The sequence below is a fragment of the Occallatibacter savannae genome (assembly GCF_003131205.1).
Lineage (GTDB): Bacteria > Acidobacteriota > Terriglobia > Terriglobales > Acidobacteriaceae > Telmatobacter > Telmatobacter savannae.
In genome coordinates, this window is sequence record NZ_QFFY01000003.1 from 513,780 (window position 1) to 533,689 (window position 19,910).

At 59.8% G+C, this 19,910-nt stretch carries 13 protein-coding genes; 6 read left to right on the top strand and 7 right to left on the bottom strand.

The window, feature by feature from the left end; all coding sequences use genetic code 11:
• The first annotated feature begins 305 nt into the window (after window positions 1-305).
• From DHV10_RS13960 to DHV10_RS13975, 4 genes are all read left to right on the top strand, one after another.
• Window positions 306-1,343: an arabinan endo-1,5-alpha-L-arabinosidase gene (locus DHV10_RS13960; RefSeq protein WP_162601526.1), complete on the top strand. Its 1,038-nt coding sequence runs from the start codon at window positions 306-308 to the stop codon at window positions 1,341-1,343.
• A gap of 106 nt (window positions 1,344-1,449) precedes the next feature.
• Window positions 1,450-4,275 (top strand): UPF0182 family membrane protein, encoded by a 2,826-nt coding sequence (locus tag DHV10_RS13965; RefSeq protein ID WP_239461649.1) that lies wholly within the window; start codon window positions 1,450-1,452, stop codon window positions 4,273-4,275.
• 122 nt (window positions 4,276-4,397) lie between these two features.
• On the top strand, window positions 4,398-5,705 hold the full coding sequence (locus DHV10_RS13970) for a glucoamylase family protein (protein WP_109487181.1): 1,308 nt from the start codon (window positions 4,398-4,400) through the stop codon (window positions 5,703-5,705).
• A gap of 28 nt (window positions 5,706-5,733) precedes the next feature.
• On the top strand, window positions 5,734-6,834 hold the full coding sequence (locus tag DHV10_RS13975; protein ID WP_239461651.1) for a LacI family DNA-binding transcriptional regulator: 1,101 nt from the start codon (window positions 5,734-5,736) through the stop codon (window positions 6,832-6,834).
• Window positions 6,835-6,840: 6 nt separating this feature from the next.
• Here the strand turns inward: DHV10_RS13975 and DHV10_RS13980 are convergent, their stop codons facing one another.
• The 3 genes from DHV10_RS13980 to DHV10_RS13990 form a co-directional block, all read right to left on the bottom strand.
• Window positions 6,841-7,635, bottom strand: coding sequence for an SDR family NAD(P)-dependent oxidoreductase (locus DHV10_RS13980; protein ID WP_109486973.1), 795 nt, complete (start codon window positions 7,633-7,635; stop codon window positions 6,841-6,843).
• Between the two features lie 3 nt (window positions 7,636-7,638).
• On the bottom strand, window positions 7,639-8,682 hold the full coding sequence (locus DHV10_RS13985; RefSeq protein ID WP_109486974.1) for a galactitol-1-phosphate 5-dehydrogenase: 1,044 nt from the start codon (window positions 8,680-8,682) through the stop codon (window positions 7,639-7,641).
• Between the two features lie 163 nt (window positions 8,683-8,845).
• Complete coding sequence (locus tag DHV10_RS13990) at window positions 8,846-12,271, bottom strand: protease pro-enzyme activation domain-containing protein (protein WP_109486975.1); 3,426 nt, start codon at window positions 12,269-12,271, stop codon at window positions 8,846-8,848.
• A 451-nt stretch (window positions 12,272-12,722) separates the two neighbouring features.
• On the opposite strand from DHV10_RS13990, the gene DHV10_RS13995 reads away from it, so the two are divergent.
• Entirely contained in the window at window positions 12,723-13,874 is a 1,152-nt protein-coding gene (locus tag DHV10_RS13995) for an aldose 1-epimerase (protein ID WP_109486976.1), read from the top strand.
• A gap of 96 nt (window positions 13,875-13,970) precedes the next feature.
• Here DHV10_RS13995 and DHV10_RS14000 read toward each other — a convergent pair whose 3' ends face one another.
• The 3 genes from DHV10_RS14000 to DHV10_RS14010 all read right to left on the bottom strand — a co-directional run bounded on the left by DHV10_RS14000 (window position 13,971) and on the right by DHV10_RS14010 (window position 18,218).
• Window positions 13,971-15,044 carry a class I SAM-dependent methyltransferase gene (locus DHV10_RS14000; RefSeq protein ID WP_109486977.1) on the bottom strand — a complete coding sequence of 358 codons (1,074 nt, stop codon included), beginning with the start codon at window positions 15,042-15,044 and terminating at the stop codon, window positions 13,971-13,973.
• 163 nt (window positions 15,045-15,207) lie between these two features.
• The gene (locus DHV10_RS14005; protein ID WP_109486978.1) at window positions 15,208-17,622 is read right to left on the bottom strand and encodes a glycoside hydrolase family 2 protein; all 2,415 of its coding nucleotides are present in this window, start codon (window positions 17,620-17,622) and stop codon (window positions 15,208-15,210) included.
• A gap of 170 nt (window positions 17,623-17,792) precedes the next feature.
• Window positions 17,793-18,218, bottom strand: coding sequence for a hypothetical protein (locus DHV10_RS14010; protein WP_239461653.1), 426 nt, complete (start codon window positions 18,216-18,218; stop codon window positions 17,793-17,795).
• Between the two features lie 71 nt (window positions 18,219-18,289).
• On the opposite strand from DHV10_RS14010, the gene DHV10_RS14015 reads away from it, so the two are divergent.
• Window positions 18,290-18,886 (top strand): LbetaH domain-containing protein, encoded by a 597-nt coding sequence (locus DHV10_RS14015; protein WP_109486979.1) that lies wholly within the window; start codon window positions 18,290-18,292, stop codon window positions 18,884-18,886.
• A 61-nt stretch (window positions 18,887-18,947) separates the two neighbouring features.
• Here DHV10_RS14015 and DHV10_RS14020 read toward each other — a convergent pair whose 3' ends face one another.
• Window positions 18,948-19,910, bottom strand: coding sequence for a DUF3106 domain-containing protein (locus tag DHV10_RS14020; RefSeq protein WP_109486980.1), 963 nt, complete (start codon window positions 19,908-19,910; stop codon window positions 18,948-18,950).

Consider the following 19,910-nt stretch of genomic DNA (forward strand, 5'->3'; position numbering starts at 1 on the left):
ACTTAGCTACGCCACGACCAGAAACTAGATATGAGAGCCGCTGCATTGCGGAGTCTTGCATCCCGCAAGCTCCGTTGGCTTTAGGATTCGGTTTCGCGACATCAAGTTGGCCCCGCCCGCATTCATGGGAAGATTCCAACTCGCAGGCAAGAAATGTTGCGTACGATACAACTTTTCCGTGCCCCGCATGCAAATACCACAAGGTATAAACAATTTCGGGTAGACTCGATGCAGGCCCACCCAAAAGGTTGCCTTGCTCGCGAAAGGTATTCCCTCTCATGCTGTGCTGCAAGCGGATTGCAGGCGTGTGTCTGCTGTCCGTGTACCTGATCGCCTTGACTTCCTGCGGGATCTTTCCCACTGGAAAACTTTCCTACGCGGCGGAAGGCACCGACCCTCTGGCTTCTTATCTGCAGCTCGGCGACACGGATCCCGTGCTCGACCCCAGCATTATCCGACAAGGCGCAACCTATTATGCCTACAGCACGGACGTGGCTGGATTTCCCGGGAATGGCAACATTCCCATCCACTGCTCTCAGGACAAAATGAATTGGACCGCCTGCGGTAGCGTCTTTCCCGAAGGGATGCCGCAGTGGATACAGCAGAGAGTGCCCGGCGTTGAGGGGCTTTGGGCGCCAGACATCTCCTACTTCAATGGCGAGTACCACCTTTACTACAACGGCTCGAGACTTCACACGCAGCAGACCGTCATCGGGCTCGCAACCAACACCACACTTGATCCTGCCGATCCCGCATACAAATGGGTCGATCGCGGACTGGTTCTTGAGTCAAAGCAGGGCGACGACTTCAACGCGCTCGACCCGACGATTCTCATCGACTCCGACCAGAAGGTCTGGCTGACTTATGGCAGCTACTGGTCCGGCATCAAGCAGCGCCAGATCGACGCGGTCACGGGAATGCTGCTCACATCGAATCGCACGCGCTACGACCTCGCTACCCGGCCCGGCATTCCTAACAACCCTATTGAAGGCGCCTCTCTCATCCGCCACGGCAACTACTACTACCTGTTCGTCTCCGTCGACTACTGCTGCGAACAGAACAACGCTGACAACAACTACAAGCAGGCAGTGGGACGCTCAACCAGCCCGCACGGCCCCTTCGTGGACGAGAACGGCACGCGCATGTTAAACGGCGGCGGAACGGTATTGCTCAAAGGCAATAGCACTTGGAATGCGCCGGGCGGCGGCACCGCTTTCCTTGACAGCGAGAAGGGCGAGAGCCTCATCGTCTTCCACGCGCATAATCTTGACAAGAGCAATACTCCATATCAATGGGTCAAGACTTTGAAGTGGCAGAACGATTGGCCTGCAATTGCAGATTGATCGTTCCTTTGCACGAACAGCTCCGCACCTGTCCGCCTGTTTCCGCATAGTTTCATACGTTCAAGCGCAGTAGAATTGGGCTTGCCGAATCAGGAAGCTGGTGAACGTGGTTCAGGAACCTTACGAATTTCCAATACGGGATCGCTCCGCGCGCCCCCGTCGTACCGTTATCTTCGTCCTCATCGTCTTTGCTGTCCTTCTCTTCAGCGCTCGCACCATCGTCTCCTATTACGTCGATTCCCTCTGGTTCGCTTCCCTCAATTACGCAAGCATCTTCTGGAAGACTCTTGGCTACCAGTGGCTCTCTTTCGGCCTGGCCTTCATCGCCACGTTCGCGATACTCTACGCATTCTTCTCCGCTCTCCGGCATAGCTGTCGCGAAGACCTCGCCAGCGCCGGCACGGTAAGGTTTGGCAACCAGAGTTACGAACTGCCCATCGAGCCCGTGCTGCGTGCTGCCGGCCTGCTTGGTTCCGTGGTGGTTGCGCTCATCGCGGGCGCTGCATTCATGAGCGACTGGGCCATCTTCGCCCTGTACCTCAACGCCCCTGCCAACCTCGCCCCAACTCATGATCCGATCCTCGGCAAGACCGTCGGCTTCTACCTCTTCACCTTGCCTGCGTTGCAATTCTTCGTCGGATGGCTTCTCGTTATTGCCTTGCTTTGCTGCGCTGTCGCTGGGCTCTTCCTGCTCATGACCACCAGTTCGCAGTTCATGCGCGATCGCAGATTCGAGTCCTCTCCGGTTCCGCTGCGGTGGTTCTCAGGCGCAATCGCCTTCCTTCTCCTCGTCGTCGCCGTCCGCACCTACCTCGGCCGCTTCGATCGTCTCGGCGGCGATCACACCGTCTTCGACGGAGTCACCTATACCGATGCGCACGTAATCCTCGGCGGATTGCTGATCATCTGCGTCGCCCTTCTCGTCGGAGCCGGCATTGCCGGCATGAACCTGTTCCTCCGCCCTCACGTCGCGCGCCTCGTCGCCTCTCCTGCGCCGGCAGTCCTCTGCTTCATCCTCGTGCAGATCGCCGGCTGGTACGTCGACAGCTTCGTCGTCAAGCCCAACCAGCTTGTTCGCGAACAACCCTACATCTCCAACAACATTCAGTTCACGCGCCAGGCATTCGGCCTGGACCGTATCGCCGAACACGAGTTCCCGGCCGAAGTCTCCGTTGAGTCCGTCGACGCCGCGAACAATCAGCCCACGCTCGAGAACATCCGCCTCTGGGACTGGCGCGCGCTGCAGGACACGCTCCGCCAGCTACAGGAGATCCGTACCTACTACGACTTTCCCGACATCGACATCGACCGCTACCGCATAAACGGCGAAGAACGCCAGGTCATGCTCGCCGCCCGCGAGCTCAACGTCGAGAAGCTACCCGAAAGCAGCCGCAACTGGATCAACGAAAAGCTAATCTACACCCACGGCTACGGCGTCACGATGAACCCCGTCAATGGATTCACGCCGGAAGGCCTGCCCACTCTGATCCTCAGCAACATGCCCATTCAGAGCACAGACCCCGCCATTCAGGTCACGCGCCCTGAAATCTACTTCGGCGAACTCACCAACACCGAAGTCTACGTCAAAACCCGCCAGAAGGAATTCGACTACCCGCAAGGCGAAACCAATAGCATGACCACCTACCAGGGAACAGGCGGCATCGTGCTTGGCTCGTTCCTGCGGCGCGTATTGATCGCTTTCGATCGTGGCGACTTGGCCAAGGTTCCCTTCAGCGACGACATCACCGCCGACAGCCGCCTGCTGATGCGCCGCAGCGTCTTCGAACGCGTCAAGGCCGTCGCTCCCTTCTTGACCTTCGAACAAGACCCCTATATCGTCATCGGCGAAGATGGCCGCCTCTCGTGGATGCTCGACGCCTTCACCACCACCGATCAGTACCCATACTCGACCCACTACGATCTCGGCAACGGCTCCATCAATTACCGCCGCAACAGCGTCAAGATCGTCGTCGACGCGTACAACGGCACCACCACCTTCTACGTCTTCGATCCGCAGGATCCCATCATCAACGCCTGGCGCCAGATCTTTCCTCAGCTCTTCAAAGATGCTTCCGAAATGCCCCTGGGCCTGCGCAAACACGTGCGTTATCCCGAACTGCTCCTGCGCATGCAGGCCGCAGCCTACGGCCTGTATCACATGACCGATCCCGTGGTCTTCTACAACCGCGAAGACCTCTGGACCGTCGCCTCCGAAGTTGGAGCATCCTCATCCGGCGATCAGGCAGCGCGCCCCATGGATCCGAACTTCGTCCTCATGAAGCTTCCCGGCGAATCCAACGTCGAGTTCGTCGAGATCCTGCCCTTCACGCCCTCCAATCGCAATAACATGATCGGCTGGATCGCGGGCCGCAGCGACGGAGATCAATACGGCAACTCCCTCGTCTACAACTTCCCGAAAACACGCCTCGTCGACGGCCCTCTCCAGGTTGAAGCGCGCATCGACCAGAACGCCCAGCTCTCCGGCCAGCTTTCGCTTTGGAACCAGCAGGGCTCACGCGTCCGCCGCGGCGCGCTCCTCGTCATTCCCTGCGGCAAGGCCCTCATCTACGCCGAGCCCATCTACCTCCAGGCCGAACGAAGCCCCATGCCTGAGCTCCGCCTCGTCGTGCTCGCCGTGCAGGACCGCCTCGCATACGGCTCCACCTTCGAAGCCGCACTCCGCTCTCTCTTCGGAGGCGAAGCGCCGTCCCTCAGCGCAGAGCAGCCCTCTCCTCAGCAACATGCCAACGCCGCACCCGGCGCAGCCGCCACAACACAGCCGGGCAGCGACCTCAACACTTTGATAGAAGGCGCCGCCAGAGACTTCGACGACTACCAGCGTCTCACCGCCCAAGGCAAACTCACAGAAGCCGGCCAGAAATTGGAGCAGCTTAAGAGCAAGCTGAACGCTCTCAACGCGCGAAAAAAGTAGAACTCACGCGCGAGCACTCTGAATTCAGTTGACGACCGCCCGGTAGCCCTCAGAAAATCGACCAAGCGCAATCGATTGCGCTTCAACATGCCCGATCCATTCAGCCCCCACGCGAGACGATCATGAATTCCCTTTCCGACCTCTCCCCTCTCTCCCGCCGCAACCTCCTCAAATTCCTCGCCGCCGCCGGCGCATGCACCCTCCTCCCATGCTCCTCCAGTGCATCCCCCACCAAAACGTGGCGCCCCAAACCCGGTGACGAAGCCTTCCTCGACGACCTCGAACGCCAAGCCTGCCTCTTCTTCTGGGAGCAAGCCAGCGACAAAACCGGCCAGGTACTCGATCGCGCCCGCAACGACCTCAACGGCGCTCGCGATCCCCGTCGCATGGCCAGCATCGCCGCTACCGGCTTCGGCCTCACCGCCCTCTGCATCGCCGACAAACGCAAGTTCCTCCCCCACGATCAGATCGTCGATCGCGTCCGCACCACGCTCGACTGGCACCTCAACAAATTCCCCGAGGTCCACGGCTTCTACTATCACTTCACCGACATTGAAACCGGCGAGCGCGTCAAAGGCGTCGAGCTCTCCTCCATCGACACGTCGCTGCTCCTCTGCGGCGTGCTCATGGCCCGCGCATACTTTGACGACCCCAAAATCAAATCCCTCGCGAAACAAATCTACGAGCGCGTCGACTGGCCCTGGATGCTCAATGGCGGCAAGACATTCTCCATGGGCTGGCATCCGGATAAGGGCTTCCTCGATGCGCGATGGGAGCACTACTGCGAGTTGATGATGATCTACTTGCTCGCCATCGGATCTCCCACCCATCCCGTCAGCCCCGACACGTGGAAAGCCTGGACCCGCCCGGTCATTCACTACAAGGGCTTCTCCTACATCAGCGGCAACGACCCGCTCTTCACGCATCAGTATTCGCAGGCCTGGTTCGACTTCCGCAACAAACGGGACCAGTGGACGAATTATTTCGACAACTCCGTGACCGCCACCAAGGCTCACAAAGCGTTCTGCCTCTCCTATCCCAAGTGGTATAACGAGGACTACTGGGGCATCTCAGCATCGGATTACCAGGGCGGCTATACGGCGTGGGGAGGTCCACCACCGATAGGTCCACTGGACGGCACAGTTGTGCCATGCGCGCCAGCCGGATCGCTCGCCTTTGTTCCCGTTGATTGCATCTCAGTGCTTCGCGCCATGCGCGACAAATGGGGCAAGCAGGCATGGGGCCGGTATGGCTTTGTCGATGCGTTCCATCCAGCGGCAAACTGGTATGACCCAGACGTACTCGGGATCGATCAGGGCATCTCAGTGCTGATGGCAGAAAATCTTCGAACGGGTTTCGTCTGGGACGTCTTCATGCGGAACCCGGAGATGGCAACCGCAATGCAGCGCGCAGGATTTCACGCAGAGTAATCGATGTAGCCAATAGGAGCAGAGATCATTGGCAAAGGCGCCCATCAAGCCGATCACACTCAAAGAGCTCGCCGCCATGCTCGAGCTCTCGCAATCCACCGTCTCCCGCATCATCAACGGCGAAGCCACTGCGCATCGCATTGCTGAAGAGACGCAGCGCCGTGTTCTGCATGCTGCCGCGCTCAACGGCTACGTCGCAAACACCATGGCGCGCGGCCTGCGGCAGAAGCGCACGTACACCATTGGCGTCATCGTCCCCGAGATCAGCGAGGGCTACTCAACCACCGTTCTCAGCGGCATTGAAGACGAACTGCTGAAAGACGGCTTCTTCTACTTCGTCGTCAGTCATCGCCATCGTCCCGACCTGCTCGAAGGCTACCCGCGCATGATGCTCGCCCGCTCCGTCGAGGGGATCATCGCCGTCGACTCGCCCATGAGCGAAGACATGCCCGTACCTGTTGTCTCCATCTCCGGGCACGATCGCCGCGAGGGCGTCATCAACATCGAACTGGACCACGATCAGGCTGCGCAACTTGCGCTCTCACACCTCAAATCGCTTGGCCATCATCAGATCGCGTTCATCAAAGGCCAGGAGTTCAGCTCTGACACCAAGCTGCGCTGGCAGGCCATTGTAAGAGCCGCTCGTGAACTCGAGCTGCGGATCGACGATCGCCTTGTAGTCCAGTTGCAAAGCCCCGAGCCCGGATCGCTTCCCGGCCAAGAAGCTACGCGGCAGCTTTTCTATGCCAAGCACCCGTTCACCGCGATTTTCGCGTTCAACGACGTCAGCGCTATTGGCGCCATTTCCGCCATTCGCGAAGAGGGCCTGCGCATTCCTAAAGACATATCGGTGCTCGGATTCGACGACATCCACGCAGCAGCTACGCATCATCCGCCGCTCACCACCATCCATCAACCCTTGCGCAGCATGGGACAGGTGGCTGCAGCCACGCTACTTTCACTTATTCGCGACGATATCCCGCATCCGCGGCCCGAGGCCATCACGGTCTACCCCAAGCTCGTAATTCGCAAATCAACCGGTCACGTGGGCCAGCATTCAGACGTCGCACCGCGATCAGCAGAAGCTCCCGCCTCGCACGAAAACGCCGGAGCAGAAGCGCTCGGCTGATTGGCTCTATTTCCTGGCCACCGTCGCGCGTGTCGCGCCCGTCGAGATCCCGCCATCCACAAGCAGCGTCTGCCCTGTGATGTAGCGGCTCGCCTCCGAAGCGAGGAAAACGACCGCCCCATCCAGGTCGTTTGGCATACCCGGACGCTTCACCGGAATGCGGTCCGTCAAATACGCAACCCACTCCGGATCTTCGTAGAGCACTTTGTTCTGCTCCGTCTTGAACCATCCCGGCGCCAGGCAATTCACCGTCACGCCATGCTGGCCCCAGTCATCGGCGAGGCTCATCGTTAGCTGCCGAATGCCCCCGCGACTCGCGCAATATGGTCCCAGTCCCGCGAAACCGAATACGCTCGTGACCGAGCCGATATTGACGATCCGGCCATATCCGTGCTCGATCATCCCGCGGGCCACGGCCTGCGCCACGAAGAAACTGCCGCGCAGATTCGTATCAAGCACGAGGTTCCAGTCATCCCACGTCACGTCCAGCGCAGGCTTGCGAACATTGCAGCCCGCGTTATTCACCAGGACGTGAATCTGCCCGAACGCCTCCCGCGCATCGGCTGCCATCTTCTGGATGCTGTCGTAATCGCGCACATCCAGTTCAAGGGACACACTGCGGCGTCCCAGCGCGCGAACCTCATCTTCCATCTCGCGCAACGTCTCGCGATGCCGGCTTGTCAGCACCAGGTCGGCGCCTGCCCTGGCAAGGGCGCGCGCGAAGTACTGTCCCAGTCCGCGGCTGGTGCCGGTGACGACTGCCACCTGGCCTGATAGGTCAAACAGCGGCTCGCTGCTCATTCTTTAGGCCTCTTCTCCGGGCGCGAGCACCACCTTCATCAGGTTCGGCTCCTGCGCGTGCAGCCGTTCGAACCACCGCGGCCCGTCCTCCAGCGGCGCCACCGCCGTAATCAGGGGCCGCACATGAATGCGTCCTGTTGAGATGAGTTGAATAGCTTCTGGATACTCTCCCGAAGAAGCCGCGGTGCCCTGCAGCCGGATCTGTCGCGACACTACCTTTTGCAACGGCAGGCGAACTTCGGGCTCGATGTTGCCGATCAGCGTCACAGTGCCGCCCTTGCGAACGCTGTCAATCGACTCCTGCACCGTCTTCGCGCGCCCCACGGCATCGAACACCGAATCTGCGCCGACTCCGTTCGTTCGCTCCAGAATCGCCTGCGCGATCGCGCCGCCTGTACCGCGCAGCGCCTCGTCTGCTCCCAGCAGCTCGCCCAGTGTCAAGCGCGTCTCGTCGATGTCCGCAATCATCACCCGCCCCACGCCGCTGGCCTTGAGTGCCTGCATCGTCAGCAGTCCGATCATGCCTGCACCAACCACCAGCGCGGTATCGCCCTTCTTCACTCCGCTCACCTTCACCGCATGCAGCGCGACTGATGTCGCCTCCAGCATCGCGGCCTCCGGATACGACATCTTCGCCGGGAGCCGATACAGGATGCGCTCGGGAATGACGATGTACTCGGCGAAGGCTCCATTCCTCCGGTAGTCTCCGCACGAGACGCCAATCACCTCCCGGTTGTCGCACAGATTGACTTCGCCGCGCCGGCAGTAGGTGCACTTCCCGCAATACACCGTCGAGTCAAATGTCACACGATCGCCCGGCCGGTACTCCTTAACGCACGGGCCAACGGCCTCGACAACGCCGGAAGCCTCGTGCCCCATCACCAGCGGCGGAATGCGACGCCCTGATGACCCGTCATATCCGTGCACATCGCTCCCGCAGATACCGCACGCCGCCACGCGCACCAGGACCTCCTGTTCACCAGGGTTCGGCTTCGGCATGTCGGCGATGGAAAGCTTTCCGTACTCTTCCAGCAAAAGTGATTTCATGGATGATGGCCCGTTCGTAGAGATCAGCCGCTGATGACCGGCTTCCCTCAAGATTCTAGCGCGAGAGGCTGAGTGCCAAGTCCACCGCCGAACGCGTCGCAACAGAGCCAGACACACGAAAGCCCTCCGTTCGGGAGGGCTTTTCGCGCCGAATCTGAATGCGTCAGTTCACGGTAACCGTGAACGTAGTGGTTGCGGTTGTAGCGGCAGCGTCATTGCCTTTGCCTGTCACTGTGAACGTATAGGTACCCGATGTTGTCGGAGCCTTTGCGACAGTGATGCTTGCGCTGCCTGTGGCTGAGTTGAAGTTGGTGTCCCCGCTGTAGGTGACGCCAAGCGTGTCTGTTCCGACGGCAAGTTTTCCTGCGGCGATTGTGATGCTCGCCTTCCCGGTCGCATCCAGAGCAATCGCGCCCGAGTTGTAGCTGCCGCTCGACAGTGTCACACTGCCCGTCGGCGTCCCCGAGGTCCCAGCAACCGCGATTGCCACAACCACCGTGTCTGTCTCCTTGATCGTCTTACTCGCGGGTGTGACCGTCACGGTCGGCGTAGTCTTTGTGACACCTCCACCTCCGCCACCACCGCTGCTGCCGCCACCGCCTCCGCATCCGATGGCGAAGAAGCTTGCTGCCAGAACCACCAACATCATGCTGAAGATGTTGCGGTAGCGTTTCGACCATCCGGGAAGAAGGAAGAGCAGAAGCGAAGCCAGTGCGGCTCCGCCTGCTGCCTTGAACCAGCCAGTCTGATTCGAGGCCAGTTTCACCGCCGCCGCTGGAGGTGCGGTCGTGCTCACCGTGACCTGACCCTGGCCCGATGTGGTGCCAGAGCTCAGCGTCACTGTCGATTGACCGGTTGTGGGTGCGCATGTCGGCACCTCTATAGCTCCAGCAGGAGACGACGTCAGGGCACAGCTTAGCGTCACCGTTCCTGCATAGCCGTTGGTGCTGCTCACCGTGATGTTCGAAGTTGCCGTGCCACCCGCCGAGATCGAAGCCGGCGCTGAGGCGGACAATGTGAAATTCACCAGAGTCACTACTACCGTTGTCGTTCCGGTACTGGCCGCGTAGGTGGAGTCGCCGCTGTAGTTTGCCGTTACGGTATCCGTGCCGGCGACCAGCGCACCTGCCGGAACATTGAACGTCGCCGAGCCGTTGCTCAGCGCTTGTCCCGATCCGATATAGTTGCCGCTTGTCAGCGTCACCGTTCCCGTAGGCGTGCCACTGCCGCCTGCAACCGTCACCGTGACGGTAGTTCCCTGGATACTCGTGATGGCCGACGGCGATGCAGAAACCGTGACGGTTGACGCCCCTGTTCCGATCGCCGCCGCGAAGTGGTTCACCACATTCGCCACGTTCATCGATCCAAGGCCGCTGGCCAGATCGTAACCACCTGATGCATCAAACCCGGCGAGGACTCCGATCGTGTTGCCGGGCGTTGCCACAGTGCAGTCCGGCTTACCGGCCTGGCACGGCATGTTGATCGTACCGGTATCGATGTCGTTAAAGTAGCATGCGCCCGAGTTCGTCACGCTCTCCGTTTTGCAGTTTCCATAGTTCTCAGTCGCTGCCAGGGAGTACAGTTCGGAATTTGGATTGCCCTGCGGCGATCCGGCCTTCTGGTTGATGAGGGCCATGATGCCCGCCATCGCCGGAGAGGCCGCGGAAGTTCCGCCGATTTCACCCGCTGTAGGCTCGTTTGTGGTTGAAGATGTGACACAACCCGAACCGCCTGCGCTCGTGACCCAATCTGACACGCAAATCAGATACGCGCTGCTGAGGAAGCCGTTGCCCGCAAAGAATGACACGTCCGGAAGATCGCGTTTCCCGTCGGAAGGAATCCCGCTCACTCCGGTTTGCCAACTCGGTTTCGAGTAGCCACCCGTGCAGCTTGAGGTCTGGGCGCCATCGTTCGTGGTGCAATTGCTCTTGCCCCCGCCGCCGCCTACCGTATTCACCAGGTCGAGAACACCCTGTTCATTCGTGGTGGAAGCGATCACGTGATTCGCGATCTTATTGCAGATCGTACTCGCCGAATCGTTCGTGCCCTTCGCCTGGTTGATATATGCGACTTCCAAAGGATTGGTGCAGGTGTCATTCCACGGAACCTCAGGGATGTAACCCTTCGCGGTCGCGCCGTGCGAGTCGCTGGTGGAGTTCCAGTATGTGGAAGCCGTAGTCCAGTTCAGGTCCGTTCCGCCCACGGCAGTGTTGTGCACCGTCGAAGCGATGCCATTCACGGAGAGACCAAATTGAGCTCCATAGGGCCCTTGAGCAGCTTGCCCCTGGTCGCATGCGGGCGCACCCGAGTCGCCTGTCGCCACAAATACCGATATGCCCGAGCTCTCCGCAAGTTGCCACAGATTGTTGTACAGCGTGTTCCCGCTTGTGCCCATCCCGAGTTCGCACAGACCATAGCTCACATTGATGATGCGAGCCTTCAGGGTCGGGAGGTTATTGATGATGTAGTTTGCAGACTCATAGATGGCGTCATTGGTGTTGGTCTGATTTGTGACCACCAGGTCAACGGTCGCCTTTGGGGCAGTCGCACCAGCCCATTCCACGTCCAGGGCATTTTCGATCTGATCGTCCAGGGTGCAGTTCCCGGTCGTGCCGGTGCAGAAGCCCGGATTGACTGTGCCGTTCTGAATCAGGTTGAACGATCCGCCGGTCAGTCCGAACGCACTGCGGAAGCTGCTCACGTCCGAAGCACGAACATTGCTTCGCCCAGCGATTGCAATAGTCTGTCCGGTTCCGTCGGTCCCGGCCGTCCACAACGGGGTCAGGTTGTAGATCGTGGCGAAGTCATAGGGAGTCAAGTCTTCTACCTGGCAACCGCTGCCGCAGTTCAGCACAATATCGCTGCCCGGACCATTTAACGCGGCATCCGCCTTCGGAACTGCCGCGCGTGCAGCAGCAGGCTCAGCGGTCCGCTGCCACTTTCCGGCTTGCTGATTGAGAACCGCCTTGCCTCCGGTCCGATGCAGCGGGCGAGGCACGAAGTTATGCAGAGCCTTCGGTCCAAGCACCACAGGCTCCAGCGCCATCGGGATCTGCGGATCCGTCATGTTCGAGAAGTGCGGCTCGCCCTTCACCGTGAGGTTGTGCAGCTCGGTGTGGAACGCAGTCTCCACCTGACCCGCTGTGCCGCTGAACCGGACCGTCATCCGGTCCTTCGAAACGCCATCCACCGACAACCCATGACCCGATAGCCAAGCGCTCACCGTCGCGATGTCTGCGAGCGCCGGCCCGAATTTCTCGCCTACCTGCTCCGGCGTTAACCACCGGTGGAAGTTCGGCGAAGTGGGATCGTACTGGCTCTCCACAAGAGCATCGAACGCCGCCTGCATCTCGGGGCTGCGGCGCAGCACCAAGATCAGATCGGTCATCGGCATATTCCCACTGACCCTGCCCAGATCGTTCTGCGCATTCGCCGCCGGAGGCGTATTCCCTCTCAGCATCGTCAACTGGTTGTCGTCCACCTTATCGCGGATGAGCGCTTTCGAAACGGGACCTTGTGCAACCGCTGAGGTGGCAGCGAGTGACGTCAGGGCAAGTAGGCCAAGGAAGAGCTTATGGACGGGACGCATCTACCTTACCGGGAACCTTTCTCGGGGAAGGTCCCCGAAGAGGCGAATCGTTAACGTTGAGTGGAGCAGCAGCTTGCGACCGCTCTTTTTCGGAGTGATTTCGCTCGAATTGTACCCTTTACCGTACTTCCCGCAATATCACCAATTAGGATCATCGGCCGTTACCTTCGTCGGATGAAAACCGATGAGCGGCCGGAAAAGCTGATGCGGTGTTCTGAGTTTGACCAGAGTTCCTGAACGGATAGACGTTTGCGAAGAACTCACGTTGTCATTGCTTTGTCATTTCCTCGGAAGAAGCCTTTGAAGCACCGGCCTGCGATGGCGCTTCTCACGCCGACCGCACGTTGTAGAATCAGTTGGCTTCCGGAATACGCTTTCCCGAGCGCGTCAAAGCACCGCCCGCTGCGTAACTTCCGGGAAATCCGAACGCCGTTTACAGGGATGGACCGCCATGAAGCTTTCTTTTCGCAACTGCCTTCTCACCGCCGTCCTGCCGGTCGTTATGGCAAGCTGTGGAGTGATGAATACTGAGGCTCAAAACGTGACTGAAATCGGTGGACAGAAGATCGTCACCGTTACCCGCGCCGCCACAAGCAAAACCAAGCCCGAATTTACCAGCGTTACCGTCCTGCCCGGCCGCGGAATGGAAGTCTTCCAGATCACCGCCAACTTCCCTGGCAAGGGCAACGTCGACGTCCTTGCATCGCCCAGCCTGGCCGAAGCAAAGAAGATGCTCGACGAGCAGGACACGCCCAACGGCGACCTCGGCTATCGCCTCGGCTCGGCGTTCCTGTTTCCCTACCCCAATCGCATTCGCGGCAAGCTTTCGGCTGACGGCAAAACCCTCACCACTGAGTGGCAGGGCAAGACCATCACCCTCCCCGCCAACAACATGGGGAAGGAAGCTACCGCCGAGCGCCACGCCATGCACGGCCTCATCCTGAAATCCAGAACCGACGACGTCAAAGAGAAGACCATTCCGGGTGGCAAAGAAATTTCAGGGACCATTCACGGGGGCGACTTCAACGGCCATTGGCTTTCCAAGTCTGACCTTGTCATCACCATCACCCTCACCGCTGACGCGGTTGATGCGACGGTGGTTGCGAAGAACGTCGGCAAGGAAGCCGAACCTGTCTCCATCGGCTGGCATCCTTACTTCAACTTCCCCTCCGGCGATCGCACCCAGGTTCGTCTGCAGATTCCGGCTGACATGGTCGCTAAAGTCGACAATTACGACAACGTCTTCCCTACCGGCCAACTCGTGCCTGTTTCAGGTCAATTCGATCTGCGCAAAGGCCAGCCTCTCTACAAAAACTTTTATGACGACAACTGGAGCAAGCTGAATTGGGAAGACGGCGCGGTCACCGTCAACATCCTCGACGAAGCTGCGAAATATGGCGTTCGCATCCAGGGGCTCTCGCCTGAAATCAAGACCATCCAGGCCTACGCGCCGCCTGCCAAGAACTTCGTCGCGGTCGAGCACCAGTTCAACTTCGCCGACCCGTTCGGCAAAGAATGGAACGGCATGGACACCGGCATGATCACCCTCAAGCCAGGCGACAGCACCAAGTGGCACGTTCGGCTGAAGCTCTTCGTCCCGTAAACATCTTGGCATCACAGACAAAGGCCCGGCTCTCTGTGGATCCGGGCCTTTCGCCTTCTGCGGCACCTCGCCTGCGCGAGTAAAAAGCTTGTTGTTCTACGGCCTCGCCTCATACACCAGATTGAACGGCGTCTGCGCAGCCCTCCGGAACTGCTTGAACCCCGCCGTCGTTACGACATCCTTGATCCGTTCTTCTCCCGCCTGCGCCCCTAGGGCCGCGCCCACCTCCTGCGCCAGCGACGCCGGCGTACACAGCATCGTCGAAGCGGAATAGAAAATCCGTCCCACCGGGTTGTGGTTCTGCTCCGGCATATCGCCTGCAAACGGCTCCACGATCATCCACGTTCCATCCGGCACCAGCGTCGACAGGACATGTTTCGCCGCTCCCACCGGATCACCCATGTCGTGCAGACAATCGAAGAACGTCACCAGGTCGTATCCGCCATTCGCCGGATAGCTCTTCGCGCTCGCCACTTCAAAGCTGATCTGGTCCAGCAATCCATCGCGCCCCGCAACATGTCGCGCATATTCGATCGACCCGCTGTGATAGTCGAACCCGCTGATCCGCGACTTCGGGAACGCTTTCGCCATCAGCATGGTTGAAGAGCCGTGCCCGCACCCCACATCGGCAACCGAGGCACCCTTTGCCAGCTTGTCCGTTACACCGTCCAGCGCCGGCAGCCACGCGCTCAACAAATTCTGCTCATAATTCGGCCGGAAGAACCGCTCCGTCCCGAAGAACAGATTCGCATCATGCTCGTGCCAGCCCACGCCATCGCCCGTGCGAAACGCCTGCGTGATCTTCGGCTCATCCTTGAAGCACGCCGAAACAATATGGAACGCACCTGGCAGATCGATGGCCGTCAGCGCCATCGCCTGCTCTGGCGGTAGCTCATACGTCTTCGCCGTCGCGTCGTACGTGATGTATCCGCTCGCCGCGTTCGCATTGAGCCACTCACGGACGTAGCGTTCCGTTGTTTTCGTCTTCGCGGCAAGTTCTGTCGGCGTCATGGGCCCCGCGCCGGCCATCGCCTTGAATAGTCCGAGCTTATCTCCAATGACGATCAGCGCCGCATGAAGCGCCGCGCCCAGATCGGTTACAGCCTTCCCCATGAAGGCATCCAGTTTTGCAGGATCGAAAGCAGGAGCAGCAGCAGTCGCAACCGCCATAGTGACCTCCGAGATCATCAAGGTCCCAGGGAAGGAAGCGATCCTACTCCGCAAAAATCAGCAGTGTCAAAGAGAATTTCTGTATCTGCTCCCACTGTTTGATTCAAGGTGACTTCCAATGAACACTCATGAATCGCAGTTGGCGCCCACGTTACCGTACGCTTCAGACCTTCTCTTCCGGCGCCGCTGTTAGTCGCAATGAAACCGTCTGCTCCCCGAGCCGAGCGTGTTTCGCGGTCAGCCGAACGATACCGGGCTGCTCACCTGCCCGTACCCAGACAGCCAGCACCCCGCCCACCAGCGAGAGAGGGTTGTCGCCGATCAACTTGGCCGGACCATTCAACGTGAAAGCGATCGGATCGTCCGCGTAGGTGCGAACGGCGCCATACTGATCCGTCACGCGAACCACGACGCGTGTCGTGTCGGCGCCGTCGGCCACCAGGGTGTCGTCATCAGCGGCAACAACGAGTCTGCGGTTGTCTCCGCGCCCAGACATCTTCTTCTCAATGGCGACCTTGCCATTAATGTAGCCCTCGATGCGCAAGTCGCCCCAGCCAAATGGAAGTTTCTTTCCGTTCAGTTTGAAAAGCTCCAGCTCAAACGGAGCGTATTTCAAATGCTCGAAATCCTTGCGATTGGGATCGAGTTCCGCAAGCAGTACCCAATCAGCCTTTTCGTCGGTGTCGGGCCGCCCGTAAATCTTCAGGTGTTCGCAGTTCGAACAGAAAACAGCCTTGGTGAACCCCACTGACTCATCGCTGCGCGCCCAGTGAAATGCTGGTTCGAGCACAACCTCTTCGGCGGGATCGCACTGCGACTTGTAGAAGCCCGCTGCAGGCTTTGGCTCCCGGAAGATATCTGTTACGCCGTGGTAGCAGATGCGATCGCCCGCGCCAAAGTTCGAGTGCGTGTTGTAATCAAACGCGCACCAGCCGATGCCGCCCGCGTACTGCGGGTTAGAGGCTAGCTGATTGTGAATCCTGGCATGCCGGAGGGTGTGCTCGCGCTGGCGCTCGTCATCATCTGTTGTCTTGGTCGGGAACGTATGACCCACAAACTCCGTGTTCAGGTAGCGCGGATGATTCGGCGCCTTCAGCGGGAAACCGAAGTCGTTCATTGTGAACACGTCTTCGAGGAACTCCGACTCCTGGAAGTACCGTATACCGCCCGTCTGCCGGGTCTGGTCCAGCGCATGTGCAAACGCGTTTGTGCGCTGGTAGAAATTGTGGTTATCGCGCGATTCATTGATCCGCACGCCCCATAAAACAATGGACGGATGGTTCCAGTCGCGCCTGATCATGCGGCCCACATTATCGATTGCAAGCTTCTGCCAGTTCTCGTCTCCGATATGTTGCCAGCCCGGAATCTCTTCCAGAACGAGCAGTCCGATCTGATCGCACCGATCGAGAAAATGCCGCGACTGCGGGTAGTGCGAGGTGCGCACGATATTGCAGTGCAGTTCCTTGCGCAGGATGTCCGCATCTCGCCTCTGCGCCCGGGCGGGCATGGCCTGTCCGGCAAACGGAAAAGTCTGGTGACGATCGAGACCACGTAGCTTGATGACCTTTCCGTTCAATGAGAAGCCATGATCGGTGAAGGTCGCCTCGCGGAAGCCAATCTGGCGCGAATCCTCGTCGATCACCTTGCCGCCGCTGAACAATTTCACAGAGATGCGATAGAGCTTCGGCTTGTCAAGATCCCATAGCTGAATGCCCTTGAGACCTGTAATGGAAATCGTATGGCGCGAAGGATCGTTGACCGTTTCTGTGCTCGAATACGCTGGTGCATCGTTGTAGGGATCGAGTGCGGCGTCCGCATCGGCGCCGGCCTTTGGCGTGCGCTCGATCGTCCCGATGCCTTTACCGATCACCGTCTCACCATCAAGCAGTTCCGCCTGCAGAGACAGCTTGCCCGATCCGGCCCCTTCGCCTGCCAGGAAGCAATGCACATCCAACGAAGGAGCGTCGAGCACGTTCTTCGGCTGCGCAAAGATGTTGTCGATATACGTATGCGGCACGATCCGCAAACTGACCTCGCGATAAATCCCGCCGAAGGTCAGATAGTCGATCTCGTAACCGAATGGCGGAATGTCCGCACGCTCCGTCGAGTCCACCTGCACAACCAACACATTGTCGCCATCTTTGCGCAGGTGTTTCGTAAGTTCGAACGAGAATGGCGTAAACCCGCCGCGATACTCCCCAAGACGCTCACCGTTGATCCACACGGTCGAGGCCGTCATTGCCCCCTCGAAGTCGACGAAGACCCGCTTGCCTTCTGCCTCCTTGGGAAACTTGAAGCGGCGGCGATACGTGGAGACAAACTCGTACTCGCGATCGTCGAAGTTGTGCCAGGGCAGTTCGATGTTCGTGTGCGGAATAACAACACGATCGAACTTCCCGTCATCGAACTGGGGCGACTCGGCTCCCTCCACTTTGGCCGGAGAGTAGCGCCAGTTTCGATTGATCGAAAGAAGAGCGCGGCCGGCGGTCTCCCTCTCCTGACCAATGACGTCAACCGTCGGCATCATCGCGGAAGCAGTTGCCGTGCCCACTACTTTGAGAAAATCGCGTCGCTTCATCCTGTCCTCGTGCCGAGCCAATCGAGTTCAGATCAGCAATCTAGAATTCTGCGTCAGGCAGAAATTGCTGCGATCCCCGATGAGATCCTGATTGGCTAGGAACATCTGAAATGGAGACAAAGTGCAGAGCGGAATTGTAAACGATTCCAAGTAGCTCAAAGAAGGCCTCATCAACAGATCTGCCGCGTGCGCAGCCACCCTCCCAGCCACGACTGCGGCAGCGCCACCAAGATCAGCGCCACCGGATACCAGTGCGGTCCATATGCCGGCCCCGCATTCCACGTTGCAATCGCCCCCGCCAGGCTCGCAACAAACCCGAACGCCCCGCCAACCATCGCATGCGCAATGGGCCGGTACGGCGCCAGATAAGCCGTCAAGTAACTCGCCGCAATCCCATAAACCACCCGGTACGCCGTCACCCACGCCAGCACTCGATCCGGCACGCGTTCGCCCAGCGGAGGCAGCACGCCCGCCTTGCGCAGCAGAATATCCGTGATCAGCGTGACAGCGATTCCTACAGCCATACCCGCGAGCACAGCCAGGATGCTGCGGCCCAGCTGCCGCTGCGAAACTACTTGAGATGAGACTGGACTCACGACCTTCAGACCTCCAGCACGCGGATTCCCGCCATCATACGACAACTGATCCGCTGATAAACTCACCTCAGATGCCCCGCGAGATCCATTACAACGCGGCGGAGCACATATCCGCCGCCACCGCTGAAGATCCCTACCTCCGCCCCGCCTTCTCGCTAGGCAATCGCGTAGCGCGTCTGACCTGGAATGTCTGCTGGGCCATTCTCTATCGACTTTCTCCACGTCCCTTCCACCCGTGGCGATCGATGCTCCTCCGCCTGTTCGGCGCAAAGATGGGACCGAACTGCCACTTTTATCCAGGCTCGCGAGTCTGGGCTCCCTGGAACCTCATCTGCGAAGACCAGGTCACCGCCGGTGATGGCACAGAAATCTACAATCCTGCCCCCATCCGCCTGGGATCCCACGCCATCCTCTCGCAGAACTCGTACCTCTGCGGAGCTACGCACGACTTCGACGATCCGGCGTTTCCCCTCCTCGCATACGCGATGGAGGTCGGTCCCTACGCATGGGTCTGCGCCCGCGCCTGTGTAGCACCCGGCGTTAGAGTCGGCGAAGGCGCCGTACTCGGACTTGCCTCCGTTGCTACCCGCGACCTCGAACCCTGGACCGTCTACGCAGGCGCCCCTGCCGTAAAAGTAAAAGAGCGGCAACGCTTCCACCAAAAGTAAAAACCCGCCGATCTCCTCGGCGGGTCATTAGTCCTACGTCCCTAGTCCCTATGTCTCTGCCTCACTGCGGCGCATACGGCTCCACCCGCAGCATGTCCGAAAGAATGCCACGTTCCTGCGGGCTGAACTGTCCCTGATAACGACTGGAGTTCAGCACAATGCCTCGCTGGTCCGGCGGCACCGCCTTCAAATCGCGAAACGCATTTCGCATCATCGACTGTCGATCCTGCGGCAGGGCGCGCCACTCACGCGACGACTGCGCTACGCGCGCCCGCTCCTCCGGCGATAGGCGCTCCAAGTTCTCCGCGCGCGCCAGGCGCCGTTCGCGCTGCGCATCGGGCAGCCGATTCACCTGGTTCAGCTGGTTAATCACCCTCTGCTGCTCGCCCTGGGGCAATCTGCGAAAGCTCGGATCGCTGCGCAGCATCTGCTGCTGTTGCGGCACCGGAGTCGTGCGGTGATTGTTCAGCCAAGATCCCAAATGTCCCGGAGGTGCGTAAAGCTGTTCTGCCGTCCCTGGAATGCGCTGCCGTCCGGCACTGGGAACGTTGTACTGCGGAGTCGCCTGAGGCCCGCGCTCTCCCGTCTGCGCCGGGGCGCCTCCTGCAGGAGCATACGGATTCTGCGGCGGACGCTGAAATTGCGGCCGCACTTCCGATGGAGGCCGGTACTGCGGCTGCGCTCCCCGGTTCGGATTCTGGTTCTGATATTGGCTCGGATATGGCTGCTGGTAGTTCTGCGTACGCGGCGCATACTGCGGTGCCGGGCGCCCCTGATAGGGAGACTGATACGGCGATCCCTGCCGTCCCTGGTACTGCGGAGCTGAGCGCGGCGACTCCGGCCGAGTCTGCTGGCCGAAGCGCGACGGCGGCGCCGAGTAGCGCGGCGAGGTTGCCGGCCGCGACTGCTCCCGCTTTTGGGCGATCAGCAGAGACGAAGGCAGGCACAGCACAACCGCTGCCATCGCGGCTACCACCGCACGGCGCGTCGCACCCACTCCGCCCTTGTACTGAGCCCCATTCAT

Excerpts from the sequence above, each read along its gene's own strand:
- DHV10_RS13970 (WP_109487181.1), top strand. The coding sequence starts at position 4,398 with ATGAATTCCCTTTCCGACCTCTCCCCTCTCTCCCGCCGCAACCTCCTC.
- DHV10_RS13980 (WP_109486973.1), bottom strand. The coding sequence starts at position 7,635 with ATGAGCAGCGAGCCGCTGTTTGACCTATCAGGCCAGGTGGCAGTCGTC.
- DHV10_RS13985 (WP_109486974.1), bottom strand. The coding sequence starts at position 8,682 with ATGAAATCACTTTTGCTGGAAGAGTACGGAAAGCTTTCCATCGCCGAC.
- DHV10_RS13990 (WP_109486975.1), bottom strand. The coding sequence starts at position 12,271 with ATGCGTCCCGTCCATAAGCTCTTCCTTGGCCTACTTGCCCTGACGTCA.
- DHV10_RS13995 (WP_109486976.1), top strand. The coding sequence starts at position 12,723 with ATGAAGCTTTCTTTTCGCAACTGCCTTCTCACCGCCGTCCTGCCGGTC.
- DHV10_RS14000 (WP_109486977.1), bottom strand. The coding sequence starts at position 15,044 with ATGGCGGTTGCGACTGCTGCTGCTCCTGCTTTCGATCCTGCAAAACTG.
- DHV10_RS14005 (WP_109486978.1), bottom strand. The coding sequence starts at position 17,622 with ATGAAGCGACGCGATTTTCTCAAAGTAGTGGGCACGGCAACTGCTTCC.
- DHV10_RS14015 (WP_109486979.1), top strand. The coding sequence starts at position 18,290 with ATGCCCCGCGAGATCCATTACAACGCGGCGGAGCACATATCCGCCGCC.
- DHV10_RS14020 (WP_109486980.1), bottom strand. The coding sequence starts at position 19,910 with ATGAATGGGGCTCAGTACAAGGGCGGAGTGGGTGCGACGCGCCGTGCG.